The organism is Candidatus Kryptobacter tengchongensis (assembly GCF_001458555.1).
In the GTDB taxonomy this organism is placed as follows: domain Bacteria; phylum Bacteroidota; class Ignavibacteria; order Kryptoniales; family Kryptoniaceae; genus Kryptonium; species Kryptonium tengchongense.
Genome location: NZ_CZVH01000043.1, coordinates 20,240 through 44,747 on the forward strand (window position 1 = coordinate 20,240; position 24,508 = coordinate 44,747).

The window sequence follows — 24,508 nt, forward strand, 5'->3', positions numbered from 1 at the left end:
AGATAATAAGTTCAAATTTTAGACAAAATTTGCTCCTGACTTTGTATAAATCTGACATGTTTTTTAAGCGCAAAATAAAAACCAAATAAACTATTTGTTATATACCCAACCCCATGTGTTAACACAGCATACCCTAATGCAATTTCATGCTGTATGCTGTAAAGTTTAATCAATGTCCCAGTTATAAATGAATGATAGCTTCCCATTCCCCCTGGAGTTGGAAGAATAAAACCAACCGTTGAGACGACGAAAATAACAAGGGCTGTAAAAAAACCAATTTTCTCCCTATCAATTTTAAAAGCAAATAGTGGAACATATGCTGCGAAAATATAACAAAGATAAATCAAGAAACTTAACACAATCACTTGCTTATAAACCCCTTTATGTCTTAAGGCTTCAAAGCCAGAGATGAAGTTTCCAAATGTATTTTCAAACTTTTCAGCTAATTTTTTACTGAAAATTCTAATAAATTTACCTAACAGAGAAGCAAATTTTCTTTGCCATATTAAAAGAATAAAAATTAAAATGATAAGCAATCCTATAATTAAGGCGCTGAACAAAGCCACTTGACCAAGCCATGGATAATGCTTTTCAAAAATTTTTTTGTTCCATAACATTGCTACACCAAAAAAGAAAAGTGAAAAAATTATATCAAGGACACGCTCAAGTAAAACGCTTGCTAAACCTGATGCTTTTGAGATTCTCTCATCACTGCTTAAAGTATATGCCTTCACTATTTCCCCTGCACGAGGGAATATATTATTCGCAAAATAACCGATCATCGTCGCTTCAAAAAAATGAAGAAAAGATGTATCAGATTTAACAGGTTTTAAAAGATATTTCCACCTCAATGCTCTGAATAAATGCGACATCAAAAGTATAATGAACATTATAAAAATATACAGATAATTAACATTTGCGAAGACATTTAAAAATTCCGTCCAATTAATCCCCTTAAAAGCAAAGTAAATAAAAATAACCGCAATCAACACACTAAAAGCAAACTTCAAAAACCTTGCGAAATTTAACATCAAATAACTCAATTTGTTTTTACCTTAAATCCACAACCTTTACATCTGATGGGATAGAAAATTTAAATAAGCTATCATCAACGCCGGAATTTATTTTTAAACTTTTCACGATGTATGTTGTGGTAGTGCCGTTTATATCAGTTACTTCAACCCTCGCTATGCTCAAATCTCCCTCAACTACCCACATCTTTGCTGATTCAATTGGCGAGTCGTCATTTTTGGGAGTCAACTTGAGAATGGTAATTCTTTTATCATTAACTTTTTCAGTTTTTAAAACAAGTGGGATATATTCATCTGAAATTGAAAGAAGGAATTTATCTGGTGATAAAGCATTTCGGTCTTCTTTATATTTATCAATTATCACCTGTTTATTAACTTTTGAATAGAGCCAACTTGTATTTCCATCTGTTACGATAATTTGCTGCTCTGTTTCAATTCTGTACTTGTTTGATCTTTTGAAATAAAGAGTCCCTGAAAAGGTTTGTTCAAACTTTGACATGCCATACTTAACTATTTGCTCAAATTTCACAACAGCATCATTTATTCCCGAATACCTTTTCTTCAACTGATCAACGATTTCTTTTCCTGATTGTGAAAACAAAATTCCATTAAATAAAACCAAAAGAATGAAATTTTTAAAGCAAAATTTCATAACCTTTATCTACTTTTTATTTGTTTTAAAATCTCCTCAAGTTCAATTTCACTTTCAACTAAAACTTCCCTTGCTTTATTTCCTTCCATAGGCGGACCAACTATTCCCTCTCTTTCAAGCTGATCAACAATACGTGCTGCTCTTGCATAACCTATCTTTAACTTTCTTTGCAACAAAGAGGTTGAAGCTTGCTTATACCTTACGACAATTTTCGCAGCCTCCTCAAAAAATTCATCAAATTCACCCCCAGCACTGATTTCAATTCTCTGTTTTTCTAACACCGATGGAAGCTCATAAGGTTTATCATACCCAGGCTGAGAAGCTATATAATCAACGATCCTTTCAACTTCTTCAGCGGAGACAAAAGCGTTTTGAATTCTTATAGGTTTCGTTGCACCAGCTGGAAGATAAAGCATATCCCCACTTCCGATTAATTGTTCGGCTCCATTCATGTCAAGAATTGTCCTTGAGTCAACCTTTGAAGCAACCTGATAAGCAATTCTGGTTGGGAAGTTTGCCTTGATTAACCCAGTTATAACATCAACCGAAGGTCTCTGTGTTGCAATCACCAGATGGATACCCACACCTCTTGCAAGTTGCGCAAGTCGTGTGATCGGTTCCTCAACATCTCCCGCTGCAACAAGCATCAAATCGGCAAGCTCATCAATTATAACTACAATATAAGGCAGCTCATAATGTTGAGTTTCTTCGGTGCTTTTAATTTTCCCTTGCCTTACCTTATCGTTGTAATCTTGAATGTTCCTTACACCAGCTTTTGAAAACTTATCATACCTCTCGTTCATCTCAAGAACTAAACTTTTCAAAGCAAGGACAGCGTTTTCAGGCGTAGTTATTATCTCCTCATCAACATCAGGACAAACAGCGAGATAATGATTGACAAGTTTACGATAGTTTACAAGTTCAACTTTTTTGGGATCTATGATCACAAATTTTATCTCAGAAGGTAAAAGTTTATAAAGCAAACTTACAATAATTGTATTTATCCCAACGCTTTTACCCGAACCAGTTGCTCCACCAATAAGAAGATGTGGCATCTTTGCAAGATCATCACAATAAATCTCACCAGTTATCGTTTTCCCCATTGCTATAGGAAGAACGCCGTTGAAATTTTTAAACTCCGGAGAATCAATAACATTTCTAATTTTAACAATTGAAGGTTTACGATTTGGAATTTCAATTCCAACTGTTCCTTTCCCTGGCATTGGAGCAATAACCCTTATTCCACGAGCTGCAAGCGCAAGAGCTATGTCATCAGCAAGTGAAACAATCTCTCTCACTTTAACATCAGCTGCTGGAACTATCTCATAAAGAGTGACAACTGGTCCAGGCGTTATGCTTATCCTTTCAATTTCAATGTCAAAGTTTGCAAGTTTATTCCTCAAAAGCTCTGCATTCATGCTGAGTTCCTCCTCATCAGCAACCATCTCGTTATCTCCAGGGTCAAGTAATTCAACAGGAGGGAGTTTAAAGTCAAGTTTCTTGCTTTGTTGCTTTCTTGAGGCTTCTCTTTCCTCAACTTTATCCCTCTTTTTCTCTTCGGTCTCTTCAATTTTCTCTTTCGGCTTTTCTTCAACCTCTAGCTCAAGAGCTTTTGTTTCAGGTGTGGAAATCACAACTTCGGTTTGCTTTTGAACTTGAGTAATTTCAGGTTTTAAAACCTTAACATCTGATGGCTTTTTCTTCTTCGGTTTCAAATTCAAAAAGAAAGCCGAAATCTTTTCCCCAATACTTATTGCGACATCATAAAAGTTAACTTCCACAATAAAACCAAGAAAAATCAAAAAAGAAACAAGTGTTATAAACATGCTTCCAAGCCCCCCGAAAAGCTTTATCATAACATCAGCTACATAAAGTCCAACAATCCCGCAAATTTCGCTTTTAAATTCTTCAGTTCCAAAGATAAGTTTCAAATTTCCAAGAAATAGTGACGAAAGAAAAGAGAAGAATAAAAGATAAAATGTCCATTTTACAAGTTTGCCTCTATCTTTATTAAAAAACAAAAATAAACCCCACAAAATTAAAATGAAACCTAACAGAATTGAGCTATATCCAAATGTATAATTTATCAAAAAGTAGGAAACTTTTGCTCCAACGAAACCAAGCCAGTTATGAGTCCGCTCAAGTTTTTCCCTTACCTGTTCATCTCCTGTTAATATCTTCCCAATTTCTGAAATTGAAACAAGATTCGCTTGATCCTTCGGAGTGTATGAAAGGATGCTTAAAATTAAAACAAAACCAAGAGTAAAAATCAAAATTGAAAAACCTATCCTGTGCTTTGTTAAAAAACTTTCACCTTTTGAGTGATTCTTCCGTCTCTTATACTCAATATTTTTTGACTGTAAAGCCATCATCTAAAAACCAAATTCTTTAAAATTCTCTTTAAAAAATTACTCAAAAAACTTCTTTATTGCAACACTCAATCTTCACCAAGCGAATTCAATATATTAACATAGCTCATATACCTTCGCTTATCAATTTTTCCAGAGTGAACCGCTTCTTTAACAACACAATCAGGCTCATGCGTATGCGTGCAATTTGAGAATTTACATTCATCAATAAATTTCCTAAATTCAGGAAAGTAAAAACCAAGTTCATTTTTTTCTATCCCCGCTAAACCAAATTCTTTAATTCCAGGGGTATCCGCTATGAAACCACCAAATGATAGGTGATGAAGCTCAGTGTGAGTTGTAGTATGCCGTCCTTTCCCAGTTTTCTCGCTTACCTCTGTAGTTCTAACGTTTAAACCGGGCTCAATTGCATTTATTAATGCCGACTTCCCAACACCAGATTGACCTACGAAAACACTTGTCTTATCTTTGAGGATCTTTTTTAAAGTGTCAAGTCCTTCACCTGTTTCCGCACTTGTTTTTATGATTTCGTATCCAGCTTTCTTACCATAAACCTTGATGAATTCATTGACCTCCCTCCAGTCCTCAATTAGATCAATTTTATTGATGCAAATTATCGGCTTTATGTTGTTTCTTTCACTTGCAATAAGCAATCTATCAACAAACCCCCATGGAACATGGGGCATGTTAAACGATGTAACAACTATTGCCTGATCAATGTTTGCAACTATCACATGCTCAAGCTCCCCTTTACCAACTGCTCTCCTATAAAGTTTATTAAATCTCTCAAAAACTTCCTCAATCACACCAGTCCCATCTTCAAGAACTTTAATTTTCACATTATCCCCAGCCACAACTGGGCTTGTGCTTGTCTTATCTTTAAGTCGCATTTTCCCCCTCAGCTTGCACTGTATAAGTTTATCTCCAACCTGAACATTAAATATGGCTCCATGCGCACTTATAACCTTCCCAGTTAAAATTTCATCGTTCATACCACTTGCTTTTTCTTTATAAAATAACACATCTAAGCCCAAATTCCAAAATTAAACTCCCAAATAAACTCTAAACCATCCGAGAGCTATTTCAAAATTACACAAAAATTTTTGTAAAAATTACAAAGTTATATGCTTTTGTCTTCTCTTATGAATTGAAGGCATAGTTTAAGTATTGATAATCAATAGTTTTTCCAAAAGGAGTTTTGTTAAAATAATTGGCATATTCATTGAGGTAACTAAGTTGTGAAAATAAAATAAAACATCAGCTCGCAAAATGTTGCAAAGAATCTTCAAAATATTCATAGCGATAGCAGTAATTGTAAATCTAATAAATTCCCAAAACCTTTTATATCTTGAAGGAAATGAAAAAATAAATACATCAACCGTTGAAGTAAATCTTATCTTATCAAACACCGATACAGTTAAAGGAATACAAGCAACGTTAAAACTTGACAAACCATTTCTAAAGCTTGACACAATTATTGCTTTCTCAAACAATTTCCTGTTTAGATATTACGCACCCGATAGCGTTACAATAAACTTTGTAATGCTTGCAAGCTCAGGCTATGAACTTAAACCTGGGAAAACCACATTAGCAAAAATAAAATTTAATGTTTTAAAATTTAACACTAGCGATAGCGTAAATATAAGATTTGAAAATCTACTTATGATAGCTCCAAAGGCTCAGAAACTAAATGCGACAGCAAACGGAATAACGCTCAAATTTACGGCAATGGAAAATGAACTTGAGTTAAAGTTTAACATCAATTATTCTTCAATCGTTGCATGGTTAAAAAACAGTGAAAAAGTAAGAAAACTCAACATTGAACTTAAAATTAAAAATGGTTCAACTGCCGAATTTGTCTCCCTAATGCCAAGAAGCGCAGGATTTATGAAACTTAACTACGAGATAAAAGATAACATGGTCAAAATCAACTTGATTTCAAGAGATGAAAATGGGCTTGAATCAGGTGAAGGTGAGATATTTTTTGTAACAGGAAAATTTAACAATGCAGATGATGTTGAAATATCAAAACTTGAAGTCATCAATTCAAATGGAACTATAGCAACACCAAACTTCAAACTTATAACAACAAGCATTTATCCTGTAAATTTCAAACTGGAACAAAATTATCCGAATCCATTTAACCCAGCCACAACTATTAAATTCACGATTCCAAAAGATACAAGAGTTCAAATCGCCGTGTTTGATATAAATGGAAGATTGGTTAAAATTCTCGTTGATAAGATACTACCAGCAGGTGAACATATAACAGTTTGGGATGGAACAGATGAGAACGGCTCAAGCGTAAGTTCAGGAGTGTATTTATACAGGATGTATGCTGATGGATTTGTGAACTCAAAAAAGATGTTACTTATAAAATAAAAATGGGCAGGATAAACCTGCCCACCATTTTATTAAAAGCCATACCTTGCGCCAATTAGAAATTGCAAAGATGATACTTTCCATTCACTATCTTTAGCAACTTTTGTTAAGCCAAGGTCATACCTTGCTTCAATGAAAATTTTAAAGCCACCTAATTTAAAATCATACCCTGCGCCAATAGGTAAAGCAAATCTCGTTTTCGTATCTTCAATTTTATTCTCTTCTTCAATAGTTCCACCCTCTATAAAATTCCCATTAATATCCCTGACTATATAACCCGATGTAAACTTTATCTTTTTATCTAATACAAAACCAAGCGCCAAGCCTGCGCCAAAGTAAAAACCACCTGATTTTGCTTTCATCATAGGATTTAATGTCAAATATGAAAGTTTTGCATCCATATTCACATCTGGACCAAATTCAATTATAAAATTATCTGATAGAATTGAAAACGGCTTTATTTTAAAACTTCCACTTTTTTCATCATAAAATAAATTCAAAGTAAGTGTAAATTTAGGATCAACTTAATATTCAAATCCAAATCCAACAACACCGCCAGACCCTTCTAATTTTTCAAAGGTGAGCTCATCATTTTTAATTGAATGATTATTGCTATTAAATCCAATAAAACCGTAGCCCCAATACCTTGATAACTTCGTCTGAGGTGTGAACACCTTTTCCTTTTCTTTTTCCTTTTCGTCTCGGACAATTCTTCTTGGTTGAGGTTTTGATTCTTCTTTTGGTTGGACAACTATTACCTGTGGTTGCTTTTGCTCAATTGCAACTTCCCTTGACTTAATAAATATAAATTCACCATCCTCATCGCCCGGTAATTTCCCATACTGTGGATTTTGCGGAGCTCTAAACCTGACATTTTTAGACACATAATCTGCAAGTTCACTTGAAGTTATAATTCCATCACGATTAACATCTGCATCGCCATCAAGCCCACGCATAAAGTAAAAAGCAAAAATACTAACACCTTGATCTGCAAGGTCCATAACCTGCTCATCTTTACCCCCAGCAGTTATCGCAACCCTTGCTTTTTTAGCCGTAAACCGCGCAATTGCTTCAGACTTTGAACTGAAAAATTCTTCCCTGAGTCCAATTCCTCGTGTAAAAATTGTCCCACTATAACAAGCATCCATTGCAAAGAAAACATGCTTTGCTGGTATAGCCTCTTGAAACTCGTGAAGTTGGTCTGTTGAAATAGCTGTGCTTGCAAACTTTTCCATAACGCCATCAACAGGCATGATATAACCTTTGTCTTTTCCAGCCATCGTCCTTGTAACGCCATGACCTGCAAAGTAAACAAAAACCCTGTCGTCTTTTCCAACCCTCTTTGAATCCATTAATTTGTCAAACGCTTTTAATATATTTTCCCTCGTCGCTTGATCATCGTAAAGTTCAATCACATTTTCTGGTTCAAATCCAAACTCACGAACAAGTTTTTCACGGATTAACTTTGCGCTTTTTGCTGCCCCGCTTAACATAGGCAAACTTTGATATTCGTTAATTCCAATGATCAAAGCCCAGCTTTTTCTATATCCCTCTTGCTGGGCAAAGCAAAAAGATAAAACCAAAGTAATAATGCTAAAAATAAAAAGTTTTCTCATGGCTTTATGCACCTCCTTTTATTTTTATTATTTTTATTTTTTCAAAGTTGTGATTACAACACTACTTTCAGCATAATCTTCAGATTTCAACCCAAGTCCACGGACATTTGACAAGTATACACTCGGGTTTTCAATTAAGATCAAACCTGAGCGTTCTTTTCCTTTAGGTAAAGGAAACGGATTTTCACTTGCAAACGCTTTCAATATCTCCCTTCCAAATGGTGGTTCAATCACAAAATTGCCAGGAACTCTGTAAATTTTATTCGCTTCTATTTTGTTATTCCACTCCTTCTTATGTGGAAAAACAAGAATTGCATTGCCCTGTGCATCATAATAAACAAGTTGAACATAACAATCTCTATTTGATCTAACAAAAATTTCAATTGTATCGCCTTCATAATAGATTCCATCAGGTCTATCAACCCAAAGTTCAACCTTTAACTCTTCACCCTTCCTTTCAGATTTTATCAGTTCATCATCTACCTTGGGATTATAATTTTCAGGTGCAAGTGGGATATTTGGCAAAAATGACTTCGGGATGTTAACATTTGCTGTAGATAATACAATCTTCTTCATGGCATCCGTTGCTTTAAGATTTAAGTCAATTACATCTCCGCTTTCCCAATAGCTTCCTGTTATTACAACCTTGCTTCCCGCGAATCTTCCAAAACTTTCAGGGGCTCCTAATTCATCTGAAGAATATCCAAGATTGGCGTATTTCACACTCACCATTTTAATTTGCTCATCACTTATCAATGAAAATTTTGTATATCGCTCTATAGCTAATTCAATTTTCTGCTTCAAATATGAAGCCATAGGTCCAGGAAGTTTGTCTTGATAGTAAATTCGTAAAATGGAAATCGTCTCAAGCTCCGGTGGAATTTTTGAAACAAGATTTAAGACAAGATCACGAATTTTATCATCCAATGTCGTAACTGTTTTTTTCAAAGTGAAAATTGTTTCACTTTCATTCCTTCGCAAAAACTCATTCCATTCGGCATATTCATCATACCGACCAAAGATATTGAATTCCGAAAGGTCAATTTTTACAAATATAACATAGTAATTTTCTTGATGAGGTTTTAACTCAAATATCTCACATTTTACAATTCCAGAATTATCCGATATGCCAACTTCAGAAATTTTTCCAGCGCCAGTTTGAAATGAGAACTTAAATTTAATTCCGCTGACAGGATAAGTTTTCTCACCATCAATGTAAACAATTTTAAGCAGAAGCGGTTTTAAAGGCTGATTAAATTTTATCTCCTGCTCTTCACCTTCTACTTTTTCAACTTTTACCCTTGAAAATAAGTCTTGCGCAATTGATTTAATCTCTGAAATTAACAATGCATCGTTAGCTTTCCATTCGTTATCAATGCTTGCCTCGGCAAGTGGTCTTGTGATAAATCTGTAAAGTGGAAGTAAGTCGTTATAGAGCGGTATGTTTTTATAAGCCTCAACGAGACCCAACATCGCTTGATAAATATTCCCTTTTAAGATGTTGTTTTTTGCAAACTCAAGGTTTTTAGAATATGCGTTATAATATTGATTAAGTTTGTCTTTAAGTTCTTTCCCAGCGGTTTCCCTTTCAAGGACGGCAAGTGAATAGTAAATGTCATCGTCGTCATCAAAATAAGTTTCAACAATTTTTAATCCCCCAATTTTAAGTTCACTTGTGACTTGAAGCTCAGCTGATGCACGTTCAGCGGATTCAACTTTTTTGCCCGATATAATTTCCAATTGTTCAACAACTGTTTTTGATTCAACAGTAACTCTTATTTGCTTTACGATATCTGCAAATGCTTCATTGTTTGCCTTTTGAATATCTTCAATTTTATTTTTTGTCTTTTTTGCTGCACCAACTCCAAGAATGTAAAGTCGCTCGGGATACCTTGGGTGTTTTTTTGTTGTTATCCAAGCTGGTTTTTCACCTGCGTAAATTGAAGTTGAGAAAATAAACAAAATCGCAATCAGAATAATCCTTTTCATACTCATTTCACCTCCACTGTAAATGTTAATTTACCAACATTGTGATAAAGATCCGTAGCAACAATTTCAACTGTGTTTCTTCCTTTTTTAAGTTTTATCTTTTTATAAAAATTCATCCCAGCAAGCCCAAGTTTAACATCAGCTGCTTCACCATTTACCTTGATTGAAATTATACCGCTTTCATCAGTAACAATTCCACCAAGTTCAAAATCACGATTGCTGACCCTCAAATACCCATTATTTTTCACAGATGGGTAATAAAGCTCAATTTTCGGAGGATCAATGTCTTTAAACGGGTCTTTTGCTATGTTAAACTCCTTATAAAGATCCCCAAATATATCCTCTTCTTCGGTCTCTTCCTCCACAACTTCTTCAACCTTTTGTTTCTTTTCCTGTTCTTGTTTTCCTTCTTGTTCAACTTTCAAAGCGACATGTTTCTCTGAGGGATTTTCAGCAAGTTTATAAGCAAGTTGTTCCATAACCTTCAACAATCCAGATATTTTACCCTCATAATCAGCGCTTGCAGTTTGAACTATTTCTGATGTTTCAACGCTTATCCTTCTAACATTTACAGTGTAAAGTTCTTCAACTTTACCAATATCACCAGTTATAATCTCCTTTACCCCAAGAATTTTTCCAATCTGTACATTATCCCCAACTCCCTCTGCAATTTCGCTCTGTTGCAAATTTTGCTCCATTAATATCTCTTTGATCTTCTCCCTTTCAAGCACATTAAATTTACCCGTTGAGTTCAATGCGACTCTAAACCTTGAAACGAGAACATCAATTTGGGCAGGTTCAAATCCCTTAGCGTCAAACTTTAAAACGGCGACATTTATTTTTTTATCCTGAGAAAAAAGCAACGATATAGCTAAAATTAAACTCAGAAAGAGTTTAAAGATTTTCATTTTAATTCCCCCTTACTTTTGTTTAGTTTTTCAAGTTCTTTATCAAGTTGATTTAATGCCTCATTTAGAATCTCTTCTATAGGTTTATCCTGGTTTGTGAGTTTTTCAGGTGGGTTTTGTTTTATCGCGTTTATTGCGACTTGTTTTATTTGATAGATCAAGTTTTTCTTATACATTCGTGCAAGGGCATAATTTGCACCTGTTTTCGGATCAATCCAGAAGCCAACTATCTGTGAGCCTGTTAATTTTGCGTTTGAAATCGTTCTTGATATCCTTCGCGAATAGCTTAATTCAAAAGCTTTATTCCCCTCTGACCAATTATCAAGTAATGTCTGAATTTTCAAATTTATAATTCTTGAAAGCTCGGACCGTGCATTTTGAATTGCTCGTTTTCTTGTCTCAGCTGGATCAAAATATCTATCAGACGCGCCAACAGCGTAAATCGCAACATCAGAAACAGGAATTTTATAAATCCATTTAGGTTGTTTTCTTGAAGAAACACTTAACCCTGCAAGTGCGGGATCGTAAACAAATTCATCGGGAATTGAATAAACTGTATCAGTTGAAATAGCTTTTACAGGGATACGAAGCAAAACATATAAAATTTTTGATTTCGGATCATGCCATTGTGAAACAAGTTCATAATTTGACTTTATAAGATTAAAAAGCGTCGTATCAATTTCTTCTTCATATTCTTCCTCAAAATGTGAAAGTCCAGAAAAAAGACTTCCTGTGTCCTCAAACCAATTTATTTGCTTTACCTTAACACCAACTTCAATTGTTCTGGCGAGTTCAAAGATAGCGTCTTCAATTGCTTTTGCTTTTGTAGTTTCTGGGTAAAAATATGGAGACGACGCGCCAACAGCATAAAGATATTCCTTTGATTGAGGAAGCACAGAAAGCCACGAGGGTTGCTGACCGCAAACTTTTGAAAATGTTAACAAAGTTAAAATTGTAAAAATAAGTTTCTTCATTTTATCGTTTTAAGGGAAAGAATATGTTTAGTAACTCCAAGCCCAATTAGAATTATGATTATGCTAACAAGTATATTTGAAACTGCGAAAAATGCCGTATATCCCATGACAAGCCACATGACTGAAAGTGATATAATTTTACCACGCAGTGTTATAGCCCTTTGTTCACGATAGTTTTTTATGTAAGAGCCAAAAACTTTATGATTTAAAAGCCAATTATAAAATTTTTTTGAACTCCTTGCAAAGCAAGCAGCAGCCAAAAGAAGAAAAGGCGTTGTCGGAAGAACTGGAAGAAATGCGCCAAGAATCCCAAGACCCACAAAAATAAATCCAAGACCAATCAAAGCAAATCTATATAGTTCACTCATCGCTTCAAAACTTAACCATTTTTCTTTAAATTTATTTTAAACACATCAAAAATCAAAAATACTCTCCCCAGACTAAAAGTTTTCAAAAACTGCTTACAGGTTTTAAATTTTAGGTTTGTAGTTTTTCAAATAACTAAAAAAGGTCGGGGGTTACCCCGACCTTTCACAAAAATTTTCACTTGCTCAAGTCCCACTTTTCAAGTTCTTTGTCAAGAAGTTTAAGTGCCTCATCTGCTTTCATTTCAACAAATGCCGTCTTTTTCTGACGTTGGGCTTCGGTCATTGAGCGCATTATTTCATTCACAATGTCATTCTTTCTTAAAACAGCAAGTGCATAATATATCTTGTTGTCTTTATCATAATAAAATTCCACAATTTGAGAACCTGCAAGTGTTGCCTGGCTTACTGACCTGCTCACGCTTCTTGAGAATTCTTCAGATGTTATCGTCCCCTGGTTGTTTACAAATTCCTGATGCTCCTGCATAAAATTATCAAGCAAGCTTTTAACCTTTATTTGAATAATTCTGCCAAGTTCCTGTCTTGCAGCATCCGCTGCTTTATTTCTCGCAAGCACAGGATTTGCTCCAACATTTGCTGCGCCAACTCCATAAATTGCATCAACAGCTGTTGGTGGATTATTTACCCAAGCTGGGGCTGGAGATTCAGGAACTGCAACTCGTTCCTTACCCCCACAACCGACCATAAATAATACAACCGCAAAAACTAACACTAAAGAAATATACCGCATGATTTTTACCTCCTTTTTGATTTTGTTTTTAAAAAGATAATTTTTGTTTTTCATTCTTCAATTTTCGCATTTGATAACATCTCAACAAGCTCTTTGTTTGAAAATTTCATTCCTTTTAACGCCTTCTCGTAAGCATCTCTCTCACTTTTCCCTACAGCTCTTGACTTAACGCTCATGCTCCCAATTATTTGACCACTTTCTAAATCCTTAAGAAATAAATTCAACTCTGCTTCAACAGTGTAAAGCATACCACCAACCCCTTGAACTGACGAGACAACTCTTGAACCTATATCACCACCCACAACAAATCTTGCTTCATCTTCAACCTTGTATCCATTTTTTTCAATTGCTTGAGTTAATTTTTTCATAACATCAAATATCAACTTATCTTCTTTTGCGCCCTTTAAAGACACGGTAACACTTGGGGTCATTTCTGCACTTGTCGTATAAGTAAATTCAGCCTTAATTTGTGAAATTATCCGCGCATATTCACTTGGTAACCCAGGAATTGAAAAACTCGCAATTATCTGGTTTGCCCTTTTACCCATTGCAATTGCTTTGATACTCGCGATGCCCTGTTCATTTGTTGTAGTTCTTTCTATCACTTCGCCAGTTTTATATGTAAAAACCACATTTGCATTTACAATCGGTACCAAAACATTTCCTTGATAAAACACTTTAACAACAAGCTCTTCTGGAAGCTCTTCACCAATTCTACCAACCTGATTATCCCCTGAAACCTTCTCAATTTTAATCCTTGAAATTAAATCTCTTATCTCAGATTCAATTCCGCTTGCTGTTAAATCAACATCTGGTTTATAGGGAATTTTTGAAAGGGCGTTATAAAAAACCTGTTTTGAATAAATATCATAAATTTTTTGCTGTGCATCCTTTAAATTCTGAATTGCCTGTAAAACTTTTCCCGCACCTATAAATGATTGAGCATCTTCATAAAGCTTCTTAATTTGCATCCATGCATTCTCAATCTCATCTTCAAGTGAAGCCAAATACCGTTGCTTATCAAGAACCGCCAAAGCATACCATGTTTTAGCTTTTTTATCAAAATCCATTTCAACTATCTCACAACCTGTCAAAATCTCATCAACTATCGTTTTTGACTTTTGTTGAAATTCAGAGTAATAATCTGACTCTTTGTTTATGATTCTTTCTTTCTCCAAACTCGTAATTTCTGATTGAACTTGAACTTTTATCTGTGAAGCGACATCTGCAATTGCATTCTGCTTTGCTGTCTCTCTCGCATCTTCACCAACAGCTGCACCAATTCCAAGGATATAAAATTCTTTTGGATATTTTGGATGTGTCTGGGTTTTATACCAGTTCGGTTGGGAAAAGACATAAGATGAAAATAAAATTGTCAATAAAAGAAATCGCATAATTGTAACACCTGTTTTAATTTTACTCCGTTATCTCAAGAATTAAAAGTTTTCTATTTGCATTGATTCTTTTAACTTTAACAGGAACAGCGGTTTCAATTTGTTTTCTTATATCCCTGAATAAAGCAAGTGGAGAGTTGTACTTTTTAGGATCAACCCATACAATATAATCAATTGTTTGATCGGTTACGACATTTTGTTTCGTTCTATTGCACAATTTCTTTAATGCTGATTCAGTAGCCATTAAAATTTCGTCATGCGTGTCCTCATCAAAATTCCCAGTGATTCTGAAAAGAAGTTTAAACTGCAAACCTCTTGTTAAGTCATCTTTCCAGTAAGCCATGATCCTGCTCAAGACTTTGTCAATTGCATCGTTCATTGCTTCTTCAACAACCGCTTCTTCAGGAACTGCATATTCGCCACTATAACCTGTTTCAGTTCCAAGCAATCTTGCCGTCGTTGTCTCATAAGCTCTTGCCGCTACAATTGCTTTTCTATACTCAGTGGAGCCAATATATCTTTTTTCAACTTTAACATTATAAGTTATATAAACATCGCTTCCAATCGCAAGCGCAAGTTGATATGCGTAATCTTCCTCCACCCCCTTAAGACCAGCCTGCGCTTGTGCAAGCTCACTCAAAGTTTCCATTTGCTCAGGAACTTGGACATCGTATTTTCTCGCCGTAAGATATGACTCAATTACTTCAGCTCCCTTCTTCAACAATCTATCGCTTCTAAGCAAATCAACTGGGCTAACTCCCTTCGGTGTTTCTGGAACAACCATTATAAATGGCAAACCGATTGCCTCAGCTATCTCTTCCTTTGGTTTAATTATATTTCTCGCAACAAGATCATCGGTTAAAAGTTTTTTGTTAACACGATAATATTTTGTGATCTTAACACGCCCATCGGCAAGCTTAACTCTTGATTCATATTCCGTTGATTCAAAAGTTATATATTTTGCTATATTTCGCTCATCAAATATCTCATCTTGAATTGACTCAAAAGCTTTCCTTTCATCTGGCGTTTGCAAAATTGGGTCAGTTGCTCCAATTAGAACATAGTAAATTGCTGCCCTTCTCCCATCAATCTCAGCAACTTTATTATCTTTCCCAATCCCGGAAGCCTTTATAGTAACCTCGGTGGGTGAATAACTCTCAATAAATGTTGCCTCCCTTGAAACAGGTAGGTTCTTTTGAGAATAACCAGCCGAGAAACCTAAGAGCACAAGTAAAAACCCATAAATTAGCTTTTTCATATCTTATGCTTTTTTATTTTCTTTTTAAAATTAATTTAAACCAGATTTCCAAATTGTGCTTAAAATCACACCTTCACCAACCAACAGCACCTTTAACAGCTGCAATTGGGTCAAATCCAAGTTTGGGTAATGAATAATTAAAGTAAAGCGAAAACATAACTCCAGAGTGATTTCCAGCTAAACCTGGAACAGTTCCTGACCAATTTTCAGAAGACCATTCTTCACTTTCAGAGAAAATTCTATATCCTAAATTAAAGCCAAAGTTAATATCGGGTGTTACAACATATTCAATCCCAAGTCCAACTCCAAATCCAAATCCAGAATGTATAAGTTTGCTCTCATCTTTTGAAAACCTTATACTTTCAAAAATCAATTCAGCTTTTCCAGTTGCAGCGAATCTTTTATAATAAAATTTTTTTATCATGATACCATTTAAACCCCATATTCCGACATCTGGTTTTCCTCCAAAGATATTCATATTCCTCATTGCTTGAAGGTTTTCTGCATCTCCACCCCCAAGAAAAACTCCAACTCCAGCCCAGAGCTGAGAAACATTGATATTCCTTCCGAAATTATAAATCAATTCAGCATGAATTGAATAACCAATCATTTTTTCTGTATTCTGTTCACCAAACCAGTTGGTGTATTTTACCGTAAATGGATTATTTATCAATTTAACAACAACATCAATTGGTAATCTTGGTCTTTCAGAAACATAAACGCCAGGTTCAATTCCACTACCAATTATAATTTGAGCCCTTGAAAAAGCTCTTGGATTGGTTGTATTGTCTTCAACCTTAATTACTCTTACAAAACCCACTTTTTTCTGAGCGACGCTACCACTTGGGTCTTCTTGCAATTCCACGAGATCAAAGCCATCATCAATTTTTATCCCTTCTCTTTTTCCCATTGGAAAGCTCACAGCATTTGAATAAACCTCCATTACTTGTGAACCCAACCGAAACTCTGGGATGTCTCTTGTTGCAACTTGAATATCGCGAGCAAGAGCTATAACAGCGGTTCTAAATGCGTATTCTTTATAATTAACTCTTTCACCTTCGTGTTTAAGCGTTTTTCCTATTCCAGCAGTCCCGATACCCTTTGTCTCTTTTCTAACAATAAGTTTCAAATCCCCTTCGCCATTTTCCTTGTAAATGACCCGATACCAAATAGCTCCTGCATTTAACTCCGTTGTATTAAGTTGGTTTACATTATCAACATAAACATTATATTTGCTTATAACTGGAACATATATAAACGCTGAGTTCATAATTTTCATCGCTTGTTCAGCGGTTATTCCAAATGCTTTGGCTTTTGTTGCAATAAAACTATTTCTCTGCTCTTCTGTTAACAAATTTTGAGCTCTTATCTCCTTTTCAATGTCAAGAATCTCAATAATCTTTGGGACGAATTTCTCTTTCAAAATTTCAACAATTTCATCAAGTGAGATATTGGAACCCCGTGACTCAACTTCTTCTCTAAAATCTTCAAGAAGCTCAGCTGGTATTGGGTTATAATCAAATCTTGGCATTTCAATATATTCACGAAGCTTTTTAATGATATACTCTGCTTCCTTTTGTTCAATTTTTATAGATGGGTCTGAAACAATTAAAACATTGGCATAAGAAATTGATTTTCTTTCATACTTTAAATCTTGAGCCATTAACCCCAAATTCAAAAAAAGAGATAGGAGAATAAGTAAACCCATTTTCATTTTCAGCACCCTACTGAATTTGTTTGCAAAACTTCAGTTTAATATAAGTAATCTTTCACTATTTGTCAAGCGTTAAAGGGGAAAATGTTTTAAGAGCGGTTTTCAAACTATCAGGTAGGTTATTAATAGTTGAAGTAGCGCGTGCGGGATTCGAACCCGCGATCTCCGCCTTGAGAGGGCGGTGTCCTAGACCACTAGACGAACGCGCCATTAAAATTTAAAGAGCGCGAGACGGGACTCGAACCCGCGACACCCAGCTTGGGAAGCTGGTGTTCTACCACCTGAACTACTCGCGCTCTTTTTCATAAATAAATATAAATTTTCAAACTCAAAAAATCAAGTTTCTCACTGCTCCGCATATTTAACAGAGCAACCGTATGGCTTAGTAATTGATACGCTTACTGGTTTACCAGCAAGGATTTCGTTTAACGCATTTCTTACATAATTAATTTTCTCTTTCTTTTCTCCTCTCGGATCATCATCTATCGCACCATTGTAAACAAGCTTTCCATTTTTATCTATGATAAACATATGTGGCGTCGTTTTAGCGTCAAACATTCTGCCAACTTTTCCATCTGGATCCATTAAATAAGCAGTATAAACCGCGCCCCATTCGCTATAAATTTTTTGTAACTCCTTTGGTTCTCTGTAATCTCTATGTTTTGGATTAGTAGAGTTTATAATGATCCAAACGATTCCTTTTTGTGTAAATTCCTTCTGAACAGTTGTCATTATTTTTTCTTTATAAACACGTTGAACAAACGGACAATTTGGATTGCTCCATTCAAGGACTACGATTTTATCCTTAAAATCAGATAGCTTTACAACTTTACCGTTTAAATCAACTAAACTAAAATCAGGGACAACATTGCCAACCTCAACTTTTTTATCTTCACCAGGTAAAAGTGGAAGAGCAAACACCAACAAAAGCATTCCTGTGATTTGTATTATGTTCATTTCAAATCCTCCTATTACTTTTGTTTTAAATTTAACTCATAACCTTCTCCATTTATGACGACGATGCCACTTAAAAAGTTCACTTTAGCGTTCGCAACAGTTGGGGTAATCAGCATCTCAATTTTTCCATCCCTAACCTTTATACTTTTTAAATCAATCAGAAAGTTATCCATAAAATCAGGATAGAAATCTTGAACCCTATCCAAATTTTTTCCCGAAAGCTCAATTTTTACCAAATTTGAATTTCCTTTTTTCTCAACATTAAAATTTTTAATCGTTAAACCTGAACTTTCAAATTTCTTCGGCAACATATCTTTATATTTTTTGATTAACCTTTTTTCAACATCACTTGTTTTTTTCAATTTATATTCCACTGTTGCATTCCCAGGGATGCAACTTTCGCTACATACAAGCCAATTAAGGTGAACCTTTATATTGCTTTGTCTTTTTACCGCTTCATTTGAAACAACCTGAATTGGAATCAGCAAAACGACTTCATTATAATAACCAAATGACACAATATCACCGTGAACAATTTTCACTGGAATTGGAAACTGGATTTCCCCGGATTTAAGCGAAGGCGGAAGGATTAACTTTATTTCAGGAGCAAGTCCAGCATCACCTGGATTTCGCCAGTAAATATACCAACCTGGCGAAATTGTAAATCTAACACCAAGATAAAACTTATCTGAAGCACCATCCCAATCAGAAATGATGTTAACTTTGACAAGCTCTTTATCTTGGTAAATCATATGATTTTGACTCATTAGTGTTAGGATGATTAAACTAAACACCAAGTTCCTCATACATCTGCTCAATTAGATGTTTATATTTTTGCTCAACGACTTTTCTTTTAACTTTCAATGTTGGGGTCAATTCCCCATCTTCAATTGTAAATGGTTTTTCAAGCAGGCGAAAGTTTCTTATATGCTCGTGCTGTGCAAGCTCCTTGTTTATTCTTTTAAGTTCTCTTTCAAATAATCTATAAATTTCATCCCTGTGAATTAACTCCTTCTCATCATGAAATGGTATTCCCTGCTGTTTTGCATAATCTTTTATCGCTTCAAAATCTGGAACGATCAAAGCTGTTAAAAATGGTTTACCCTCACCGATCACAACTGCCTGGTCAATATAATTTGATTGAATCAATAAACTTTCAATCGGCTGTGGCGCGATATTTTTCCCACCAGAGCTAACGAAGATATGCTTCTTTCTGTCCGTTATAACAAGGAAACCATCTTCATCAAAATAACCAATATCACCCGTATGGAACCATCCATCTTTGTCAATCACCTCAGCTGTTGCTTCTGGGTTATTGTAATAACCAAGCATCACATTCGGACCACGTGCAAGAATTTCACCATCTTCAGCAATTTTTATTTCAACTCCTGGAATCGGCTTCCCAACAGTTCCAAATTTATAATCATCAAGGCGATTTACGGTTAAAACTGGCGATGTTTCTGTAAGTCCATATCCTTCAATGATTTTAATTCCAAGTGCTTCAAAAAATTCACCAAGTTCCTTTGCAAGTGCAGCTCCTCCAGAAACAAAGAATTTTATCCTTCCCCCAGTTCTTTCTTTCAATTTTGAAAATACAAGTTTATCTGCAAGAGCATATTGAGATTTAAGCCATGCTGGAACTTTTCCCCTTTTACTTGCTTGGACATATTTTTTCCCAACATCAAGAGCCCAATAGAAAATTTTCCTTCTAATTGCTGGTCCAGCCTCAACCCCCTTTATTATCCTATTATAGAGTCGCTCAAACAATCTCGGGACAGAGGTCATAACAGTAGGTTTCACTTCAAGTAAATTTTGTGCAATTGTGTCTATGCTTTCGGCGAGCGCAACTGTTCCACCACAAGCAAACGCTGCATAAAATCCCGCCATTCTTTCAAACGAATGAGAAAACGGAAGATAAGAAAGGAATGTATCTTCTGGGGTCATCGGGACAACTTGCGTAGCACTTAAGATATTTGATACAAGATTTTTATGCGTAAGGACAACCCCCTTCGGTTCCCCAGTTGTGCCAGAAGTGTAAATTATCGTCAAAATATCCTCTGGTTTTATCTCCTTTATCATATTTATCCAGTAATCAGGATTTTTCTCCTTGAAATCTCTTCCAAGTTCCATCAATTCCTTCAAACTCAAAAGATAATCGGGGGCTGCAATTCCCTTCTCTGTAAAGATTATAACTTTATCAAGTGTCTTAACTTGATCATAAATTTTTTCAACTTTAGAAAATTGAACTTGATTTGACACAAAAGTTGCCTTAACACCGGCGTTGTTAAAAATATATTCAATCTGCTTTGCGGTCAAAGTTGGATAAACAGGCACATCAATTATGCCTGTCGTCGTCATGGCAAAATCAACAATTATCCATTCAATTCTATTTTCCGATATAATTCCAACTTTATCACCTTTTTTCAATCCAAGCGCAGCAAGCCCACATGCCGTAAGTTCAACCATTTCCCTTAATTCCTTATATGAGAGCGGTTTATAAACCCCAGCAACTTTGTAAAGATACGCTGGTTTGTCTGAATCAATAAAGTGACGAGTTATAACATCAAACATTTCTGCAATTGTGGAAAATGGTTTTACAACAGGCATATTAGATCTCCTTTTTGGTTTGGATTAATTTTTTTCAACCACAGCGAAAGCAACTGCATAATTTAGAGAATGCGAGATTGAAATGTAAAATGAGCAGGAACTAAACTGTTCTTTAATTTGATTGTGAAGTATGACCTCTGGTTTACCGTTTTCGTCATTTAAAATTTCAACATCTTTCCACCTGAAAATCCCACTCCATCCAGTTGAGATCGCCTTGCTTATTGCCTCCTTTGCTGCAAATCTTCCAGCGAGGTGCTGATAAATGTTATTTTTTGAAAAGCAATAATCTATTTCACGTTGTGTAAATACTTTATTCAAAAAGTGCTCACCCCATTTTTCTGTTAAATTTTTAAATCTATCTATCTCAACTATGTCAACTCCAATTCCAACTATCATTGCCAGCCATTTTCTTTTTTGATTATATCTATCAACTCAATTATATCATTTAATTCATAATCTGCTTCAGGGTTTTGCGTGTTAAATGTATCACCGTATCTTGCGAATGCAGTTTTCATTCCGACTTTCTTTGCCCCAACAACATCTCTCTCCGCCCAATCTCCGACCATAATTGCTTCATGGGGTTCAACACCCAAAAGCTCAAGGGCTTTGAGAAATGGCACAGGACTTGGTTTCCTTTCACCGGTATCATCAAAAGTAATTACATGATCAAAAATATGATGAAAATTCAAATAACATAACCTCAACCAAGCCTCACGAGCAGGCGCATCAGAAATAACGGCAAGCTTCAAGCCCATCTTTAAAAGTGTTGTTAAAGTCATATAAACATGAGGATAAGGAACAAGAGCAGCTTCTCGTGCTCTCCTGTATGCGACAATCCCAGCAGATAAAATTTTATAATCAATCCTTCCATAAATTTCCCTCAAAAAATCATCAAAAACTTGTTGATATTCTATCCCCTTTTCTGCGTATATTCTTTCAATTCTCTGCTTTGCTTCCTCAGGTGGAATTTTTAACCCAGCGTCAATCATTGCACTTATAGCTGCTTCTATTGCTTGTTTCTTCATCGTCATAAAATCAACAAGCGTATTATCAAGATCAAATATAACTGCTTTGATCATTTTCATTTTTTGGTTAATTTCAAAATCGCTTCTACACCTAAAATATAACTCAAATGTCCAAAACCTGCAATATACCCACTGCAAACTGGGGCTATCACGCTTTTTTGTCTAAACTTTTCCCTCTCCCCCCTTGTATATAAATTTGATAAATGAACTTCAACTACCGGTATTTTTAAGGCGGAGATCGCATCCCTTATGGCATAGGAATAATGCGTAAATGCCCCTGGATTTATAACAACGCCATCAAAATCTGAATCAATAAGTGAATTTAATTTGTTAACAATTTCACCTTCAATATTTGATTGGAAGAATTCAAATTCAACATCTTGAAAATTTTCCGCCAAAATTTTGTTGATCTCCTCAAGCGTCAATACTCCGTAAATTTCCGGCTCTCTCTTACCAAGTATCGCCAAATTTGGACCATGGATAACAAGAATTTTCATTTTTCACCTATTTTTAACTTAGCCAGTTCATCCTCAATTATGCTTTTAATGTCTTCATTTATTAAACTTTCATCAATTCCCATCTCCATAATGCTTTGTGAAAGCAATGAGATTCTTTTCTGTGTGTTTGCAAGTTTATTTATAATTATCATTTTTTGTTCCCTCAAAACGCAATATCCACCTTCAAAATCTCCACGTTCATATCTTAAGGTTATTCCTAAGCTCCTGACAAATTTTTCAAGTTCTTCAAGTATCGTTTCCGGTTTGCGCTTTCTCATAGGTTGTGATATTAGTTGTAAAGCAAGTATTTTTCCCGGATTTTTAAGAATTTTTTCAATTCACTTTCCCACGACTTTATTATCTCTTCGGGTTTTTTACCCTCATCAATCATCAATCTGATCCTGTCGGTGCCCCATAACCTGTCCTGTCCTGATGTTCTCCATTTGAAATAATTTGGATACATTTTTTTCAAAGTGTAAAGGATATAAACAGCAGTTTTAACTGGCTCAAATTTTTCACGGTCATAAACATTTAAATAAACACCTGCACACTTTTGACCCTCATATTTTGGGTCAATTGTAACCCTTTCAATATCAACTGGAGTGAATTCAATCGGTTCAAACTTTACACCCGGGAGGTTATAAGAATTAAGTTCGCTTGCGAAGTTTTCTGCATCTATCCACGGTGCCCCGATCCACTCAAACGGATGCTCCGTTCCTCTTCCTTCTGATACATTTGTTCCCTCAATAAAACATGTTGCAGTATAAACAATAGCAGTCTTAAGTGAGATCATATTTGGGGATGGTTTAACCCAGGGAAGCCCAGTTTGGTCAAACCACATTTTTCTTGAGTAATTTTCCATTTTTATTACAGTTAAATCAGCTTTTACTCCATTTTCAAGCCATCCTTCTTCATTAAACATCTTCGCAAGCTCCCCAACCGTCATACCATGTGCAACTGGGATAGGATGAAGTCCAACAAAGGATCTAAATTTCGGCTCAAGAACAGGACCATCAATATAAACACCACGAATTGGGTTTGGTTTATCAAGGACGATAAACTTTTTCCCAAGCTCTGCGCAGGCTTCCATACAATAGCTCATAGTTGAAATGTAAGTATAAAATCTTGCTCCAACATCTTGAATGTCAAAAATTAAAATATCAATATCTTTGAGCATTTCGGGTGTTGGTTTTTTAACTTCACCATAAAGAGAATAAACTTTGATCCCAGTTTTTGTATCAACGCCGTGAGAAATACTTTTACCATCCGGGACCTCTCCTCTTATCCCATGCTCAGGTCCAAAGAGCGCAACAACTTTAACATCTTGCATTGAGTTTAAAACATCAACGATATGTCTTCCATCTGGCAAAACCCCCGTGTGATTCGTAACAATTCCGATTTTTTTCCCTTTTACAATTTCAAGATACCTCTCAAGGAAAACCTCCGCTCCAGTTTTAACTCTGGTGGTTTGGGAGAAAGCTAGATTTAAAAGCAAGGTAGTTAGCATAATTAATTTTTTCATTTTTCTCATAGATTTATTATTAAAAAACCCACGGGGTTAAAACCCGCGGGCAGCTGATTTACATTTGATTTGCAATTAACTCGCTCTCTGGGAAGAAAAACGAAATTTCAATTTTCGCATTTTCGGGTGAATCAGAACCATGAACGATGTTTTCCTGCTTATTATCCGCATATAGTTTTCTTATCGTCCCCTCCTTTGCCTCTTTCGGGTCAGTTGCACCAATGAGTTCCCTGAAATCGTTAACGGCGTTTTCCTTCTCAAGCACCATTACAACAACTTTATCAGATGTCATAAAATTGACAAGATCACTGTAAAATGGTTTTTCCCTATGAACATAATAAAATGCTTTCGCTTGTTCGGGGGTTAATTTAAGCATTTTCAAGGCAACGATTTTAAATCCTGCTTCCTCAATATGAGAGATGACTTTACCAATTAAATTTTTCCTTATGCAATCGGGCTTTAGAATGGCAAGCGTTCTTTCAAGCAAATTTCATTCC

At 35.4% G+C, this 24,508-nt stretch carries 23 protein-coding genes, 2 tRNA genes and 1 pseudogene; 1 reads left to right on the plus strand and 25 read right to left on the minus strand.

Features of this window, described 5'->3' with window-relative positions; translation table 11 throughout:
• Window positions 1-11: 11 nt before the first annotated feature.
• The 4 genes from AT685_RS04030 to rsgA form a co-directional block, all read right to left on the minus strand.
• Window positions 12-1,031, minus strand: coding sequence for a lysylphosphatidylglycerol synthase transmembrane domain-containing protein (locus AT685_RS04030; protein WP_072151659.1), 1,020 nt, complete (start codon window positions 1,029-1,031; stop codon window positions 12-14).
• 19 nt (window positions 1,032-1,050) lie between these two features.
• A complete protein-coding gene (gene lolA1 / locus AT685_RS04035; protein ID WP_072151660.1) occupies window positions 1,051-1,683 on the minus strand; it encodes an outer membrane lipoprotein periplasmic chaperone LolA1 in 633 nt (210 codons plus the stop codon).
• 5 nt (window positions 1,684-1,688) lie between these two features.
• The gene (locus AT685_RS04040; protein WP_234696232.1) at window positions 1,689-4,055 is read right to left on the minus strand and encodes an FtsK/SpoIIIE family DNA translocase; all 2,367 of its coding nucleotides are present in this window, start codon (window positions 4,053-4,055) and stop codon (window positions 1,689-1,691) included.
• Between the two features lie 65 nt (window positions 4,056-4,120).
• Entirely contained in the window at window positions 4,121-5,074 is a 954-nt protein-coding gene (rsgA, locus tag AT685_RS04045; RefSeq protein WP_234696233.1) for a ribosome small subunit-dependent GTPase A, read from the minus strand.
• Between the two features lie 247 nt (window positions 5,075-5,321).
• On the opposite strand from rsgA, the gene AT685_RS04050 reads away from it, so the two are divergent.
• The gene (locus AT685_RS04050) at window positions 5,322-6,434 is read left to right on the plus strand and encodes a T9SS type A sorting domain-containing protein (RefSeq protein WP_072151662.1); all 1,113 of its coding nucleotides are present in this window, start codon (window positions 5,322-5,324) and stop codon (window positions 6,432-6,434) included.
• Between the two features lie 32 nt (window positions 6,435-6,466).
• Here the strand turns inward: AT685_RS04050 and AT685_RS04055 are convergent.
• The 21 genes and pseudogenes from AT685_RS04055 to ndk all read right to left on the minus strand — a co-directional run.
• A pseudogene (locus tag AT685_RS04055) lies at window positions 6,467-6,940 on the minus strand (hypothetical protein); the annotation flags it as partial.
• Between the two features lie 18 nt (window positions 6,941-6,958).
• Window positions 6,959-8,050 carry a caspase family protein gene (locus AT685_RS04060; protein ID WP_143713115.1) on the minus strand — a complete coding sequence of 364 codons (1,092 nt, stop codon included), beginning with the start codon at window positions 8,048-8,050 and terminating at the stop codon, window positions 6,959-6,961.
• A 33-nt stretch (window positions 8,051-8,083) separates the two neighbouring features.
• Complete coding sequence (locus AT685_RS04065) at window positions 8,084-10,039, minus strand: DUF4384 domain-containing protein (protein ID WP_072151665.1); 1,956 nt, start codon at window positions 10,037-10,039, stop codon at window positions 8,084-8,086.
• Window positions 10,040-10,041: 2 nt separating this feature from the next.
• Window positions 10,042-10,947, minus strand: a complete 906-nt coding sequence (locus tag AT685_RS04070) for a CsgG/HfaB family protein (protein WP_081040575.1) — start codon at window positions 10,945-10,947, stop codon at window positions 10,042-10,044.
• Entirely contained in the window at window positions 10,944-11,921 is a 978-nt protein-coding gene (locus tag AT685_RS04075) for an LPP20 family lipoprotein (protein ID WP_072151667.1), read from the minus strand. Before AT685_RS04075 ends, AT685_RS04070 begins: the two co-directional genes overlap by 4 nt.
• The gene (locus tag AT685_RS04080; protein WP_072150783.1) at window positions 11,918-12,289 is read right to left on the minus strand and encodes a YbaN family protein; all 372 of its coding nucleotides are present in this window, start codon (window positions 12,287-12,289) and stop codon (window positions 11,918-11,920) included. Before AT685_RS04080 ends, AT685_RS04075 begins: the two co-directional genes overlap by 4 nt.
• A gap of 175 nt (window positions 12,290-12,464) precedes the next feature.
• Window positions 12,465-13,037, minus strand: a complete 573-nt coding sequence (locus tag AT685_RS04085; RefSeq protein WP_072150784.1) for an LPP20 family lipoprotein — start codon at window positions 13,035-13,037, stop codon at window positions 12,465-12,467.
• A gap of 50 nt (window positions 13,038-13,087) precedes the next feature.
• Window positions 13,088-14,431, minus strand: coding sequence for an LPP20 family lipoprotein (locus AT685_RS04090; protein WP_072151669.1), 1,344 nt, complete (start codon window positions 14,429-14,431; stop codon window positions 13,088-13,090).
• 22 nt (window positions 14,432-14,453) lie between these two features.
• The gene (locus AT685_RS04095) at window positions 14,454-15,689 is read right to left on the minus strand and encodes a DUF6175 family protein (RefSeq protein ID WP_072151670.1); all 1,236 of its coding nucleotides are present in this window, start codon (window positions 15,687-15,689) and stop codon (window positions 14,454-14,456) included.
• A 73-nt stretch (window positions 15,690-15,762) separates the two neighbouring features.
• On the minus strand, window positions 15,763-17,352 hold the full coding sequence (locus AT685_RS04100; protein ID WP_072151671.1) for a hypothetical protein: 1,590 nt from the start codon (window positions 17,350-17,352) through the stop codon (window positions 15,763-15,765).
• A 186-nt stretch (window positions 17,353-17,538) separates the two neighbouring features.
• A tRNA-Glu gene (locus tag AT685_RS04105) sits at window positions 17,539-17,612 on the minus strand.
• 14 nt (window positions 17,613-17,626) lie between these two features.
• Window positions 17,627-17,699 (minus strand) — tRNA-Gly (locus AT685_RS04110).
• Between the two features lie 49 nt (window positions 17,700-17,748).
• Window positions 17,749-18,360 (minus strand): thioredoxin family protein, encoded by a 612-nt coding sequence (locus AT685_RS04115; RefSeq protein ID WP_072151672.1) that lies wholly within the window; start codon window positions 18,358-18,360, stop codon window positions 17,749-17,751.
• Window positions 18,361-18,374: 14 nt separating this feature from the next.
• Window positions 18,375-19,112 (minus strand): protein-disulfide reductase DsbD domain-containing protein, encoded by a 738-nt coding sequence (locus tag AT685_RS04120; protein WP_072151673.1) that lies wholly within the window; start codon window positions 19,110-19,112, stop codon window positions 18,375-18,377.
• A 34-nt stretch (window positions 19,113-19,146) separates the two neighbouring features.
• Window positions 19,147-20,967 carry an AMP-dependent synthetase/ligase gene (locus AT685_RS04125; RefSeq protein ID WP_072151674.1) on the minus strand — a complete coding sequence of 607 codons (1,821 nt, stop codon included), beginning with the start codon at window positions 20,965-20,967 and terminating at the stop codon, window positions 19,147-19,149.
• Between the two features lie 24 nt (window positions 20,968-20,991).
• Complete coding sequence (gene acpS, locus AT685_RS04130) at window positions 20,992-21,363, minus strand: holo-ACP synthase (RefSeq protein WP_072150202.1); 372 nt, start codon at window positions 21,361-21,363, stop codon at window positions 20,992-20,994.
• Window positions 21,360-22,052 (minus strand): TIGR02253 family HAD-type hydrolase, encoded by a 693-nt coding sequence (locus AT685_RS04135; RefSeq protein WP_072151675.1) that lies wholly within the window; start codon window positions 22,050-22,052, stop codon window positions 21,360-21,362. Before AT685_RS04135 ends, acpS begins: the two co-directional genes overlap by 4 nt.
• Complete coding sequence (aroQ, locus tag AT685_RS04140) at window positions 22,049-22,489, minus strand: type II 3-dehydroquinate dehydratase (protein ID WP_072150200.1); 441 nt, start codon at window positions 22,487-22,489, stop codon at window positions 22,049-22,051. The genes AT685_RS04135 and aroQ overlap by 4 nt, the downstream gene beginning before the upstream one ends.
• Entirely contained in the window at window positions 22,486-22,767 is a 282-nt protein-coding gene (locus tag AT685_RS04145) for a hypothetical protein (protein ID WP_072150199.1), read from the minus strand. The genes aroQ and AT685_RS04145 overlap by 4 nt, the downstream gene beginning before the upstream one ends.
• 11 nt (window positions 22,768-22,778) lie before the next feature.
• The gene (locus AT685_RS04150) at window positions 22,779-24,011 is read right to left on the minus strand and encodes an exo-beta-N-acetylmuramidase NamZ family protein (RefSeq protein ID WP_234696234.1); all 1,233 of its coding nucleotides are present in this window, start codon (window positions 24,009-24,011) and stop codon (window positions 22,779-22,781) included.
• 58 nt (window positions 24,012-24,069) lie between these two features.
• Complete coding sequence (ndk, locus tag AT685_RS04155; protein WP_072150197.1) at window positions 24,070-24,498, minus strand: nucleoside-diphosphate kinase; 429 nt, start codon at window positions 24,496-24,498, stop codon at window positions 24,070-24,072.
• Window positions 24,499-24,508 lie beyond the last annotated feature (10 nt).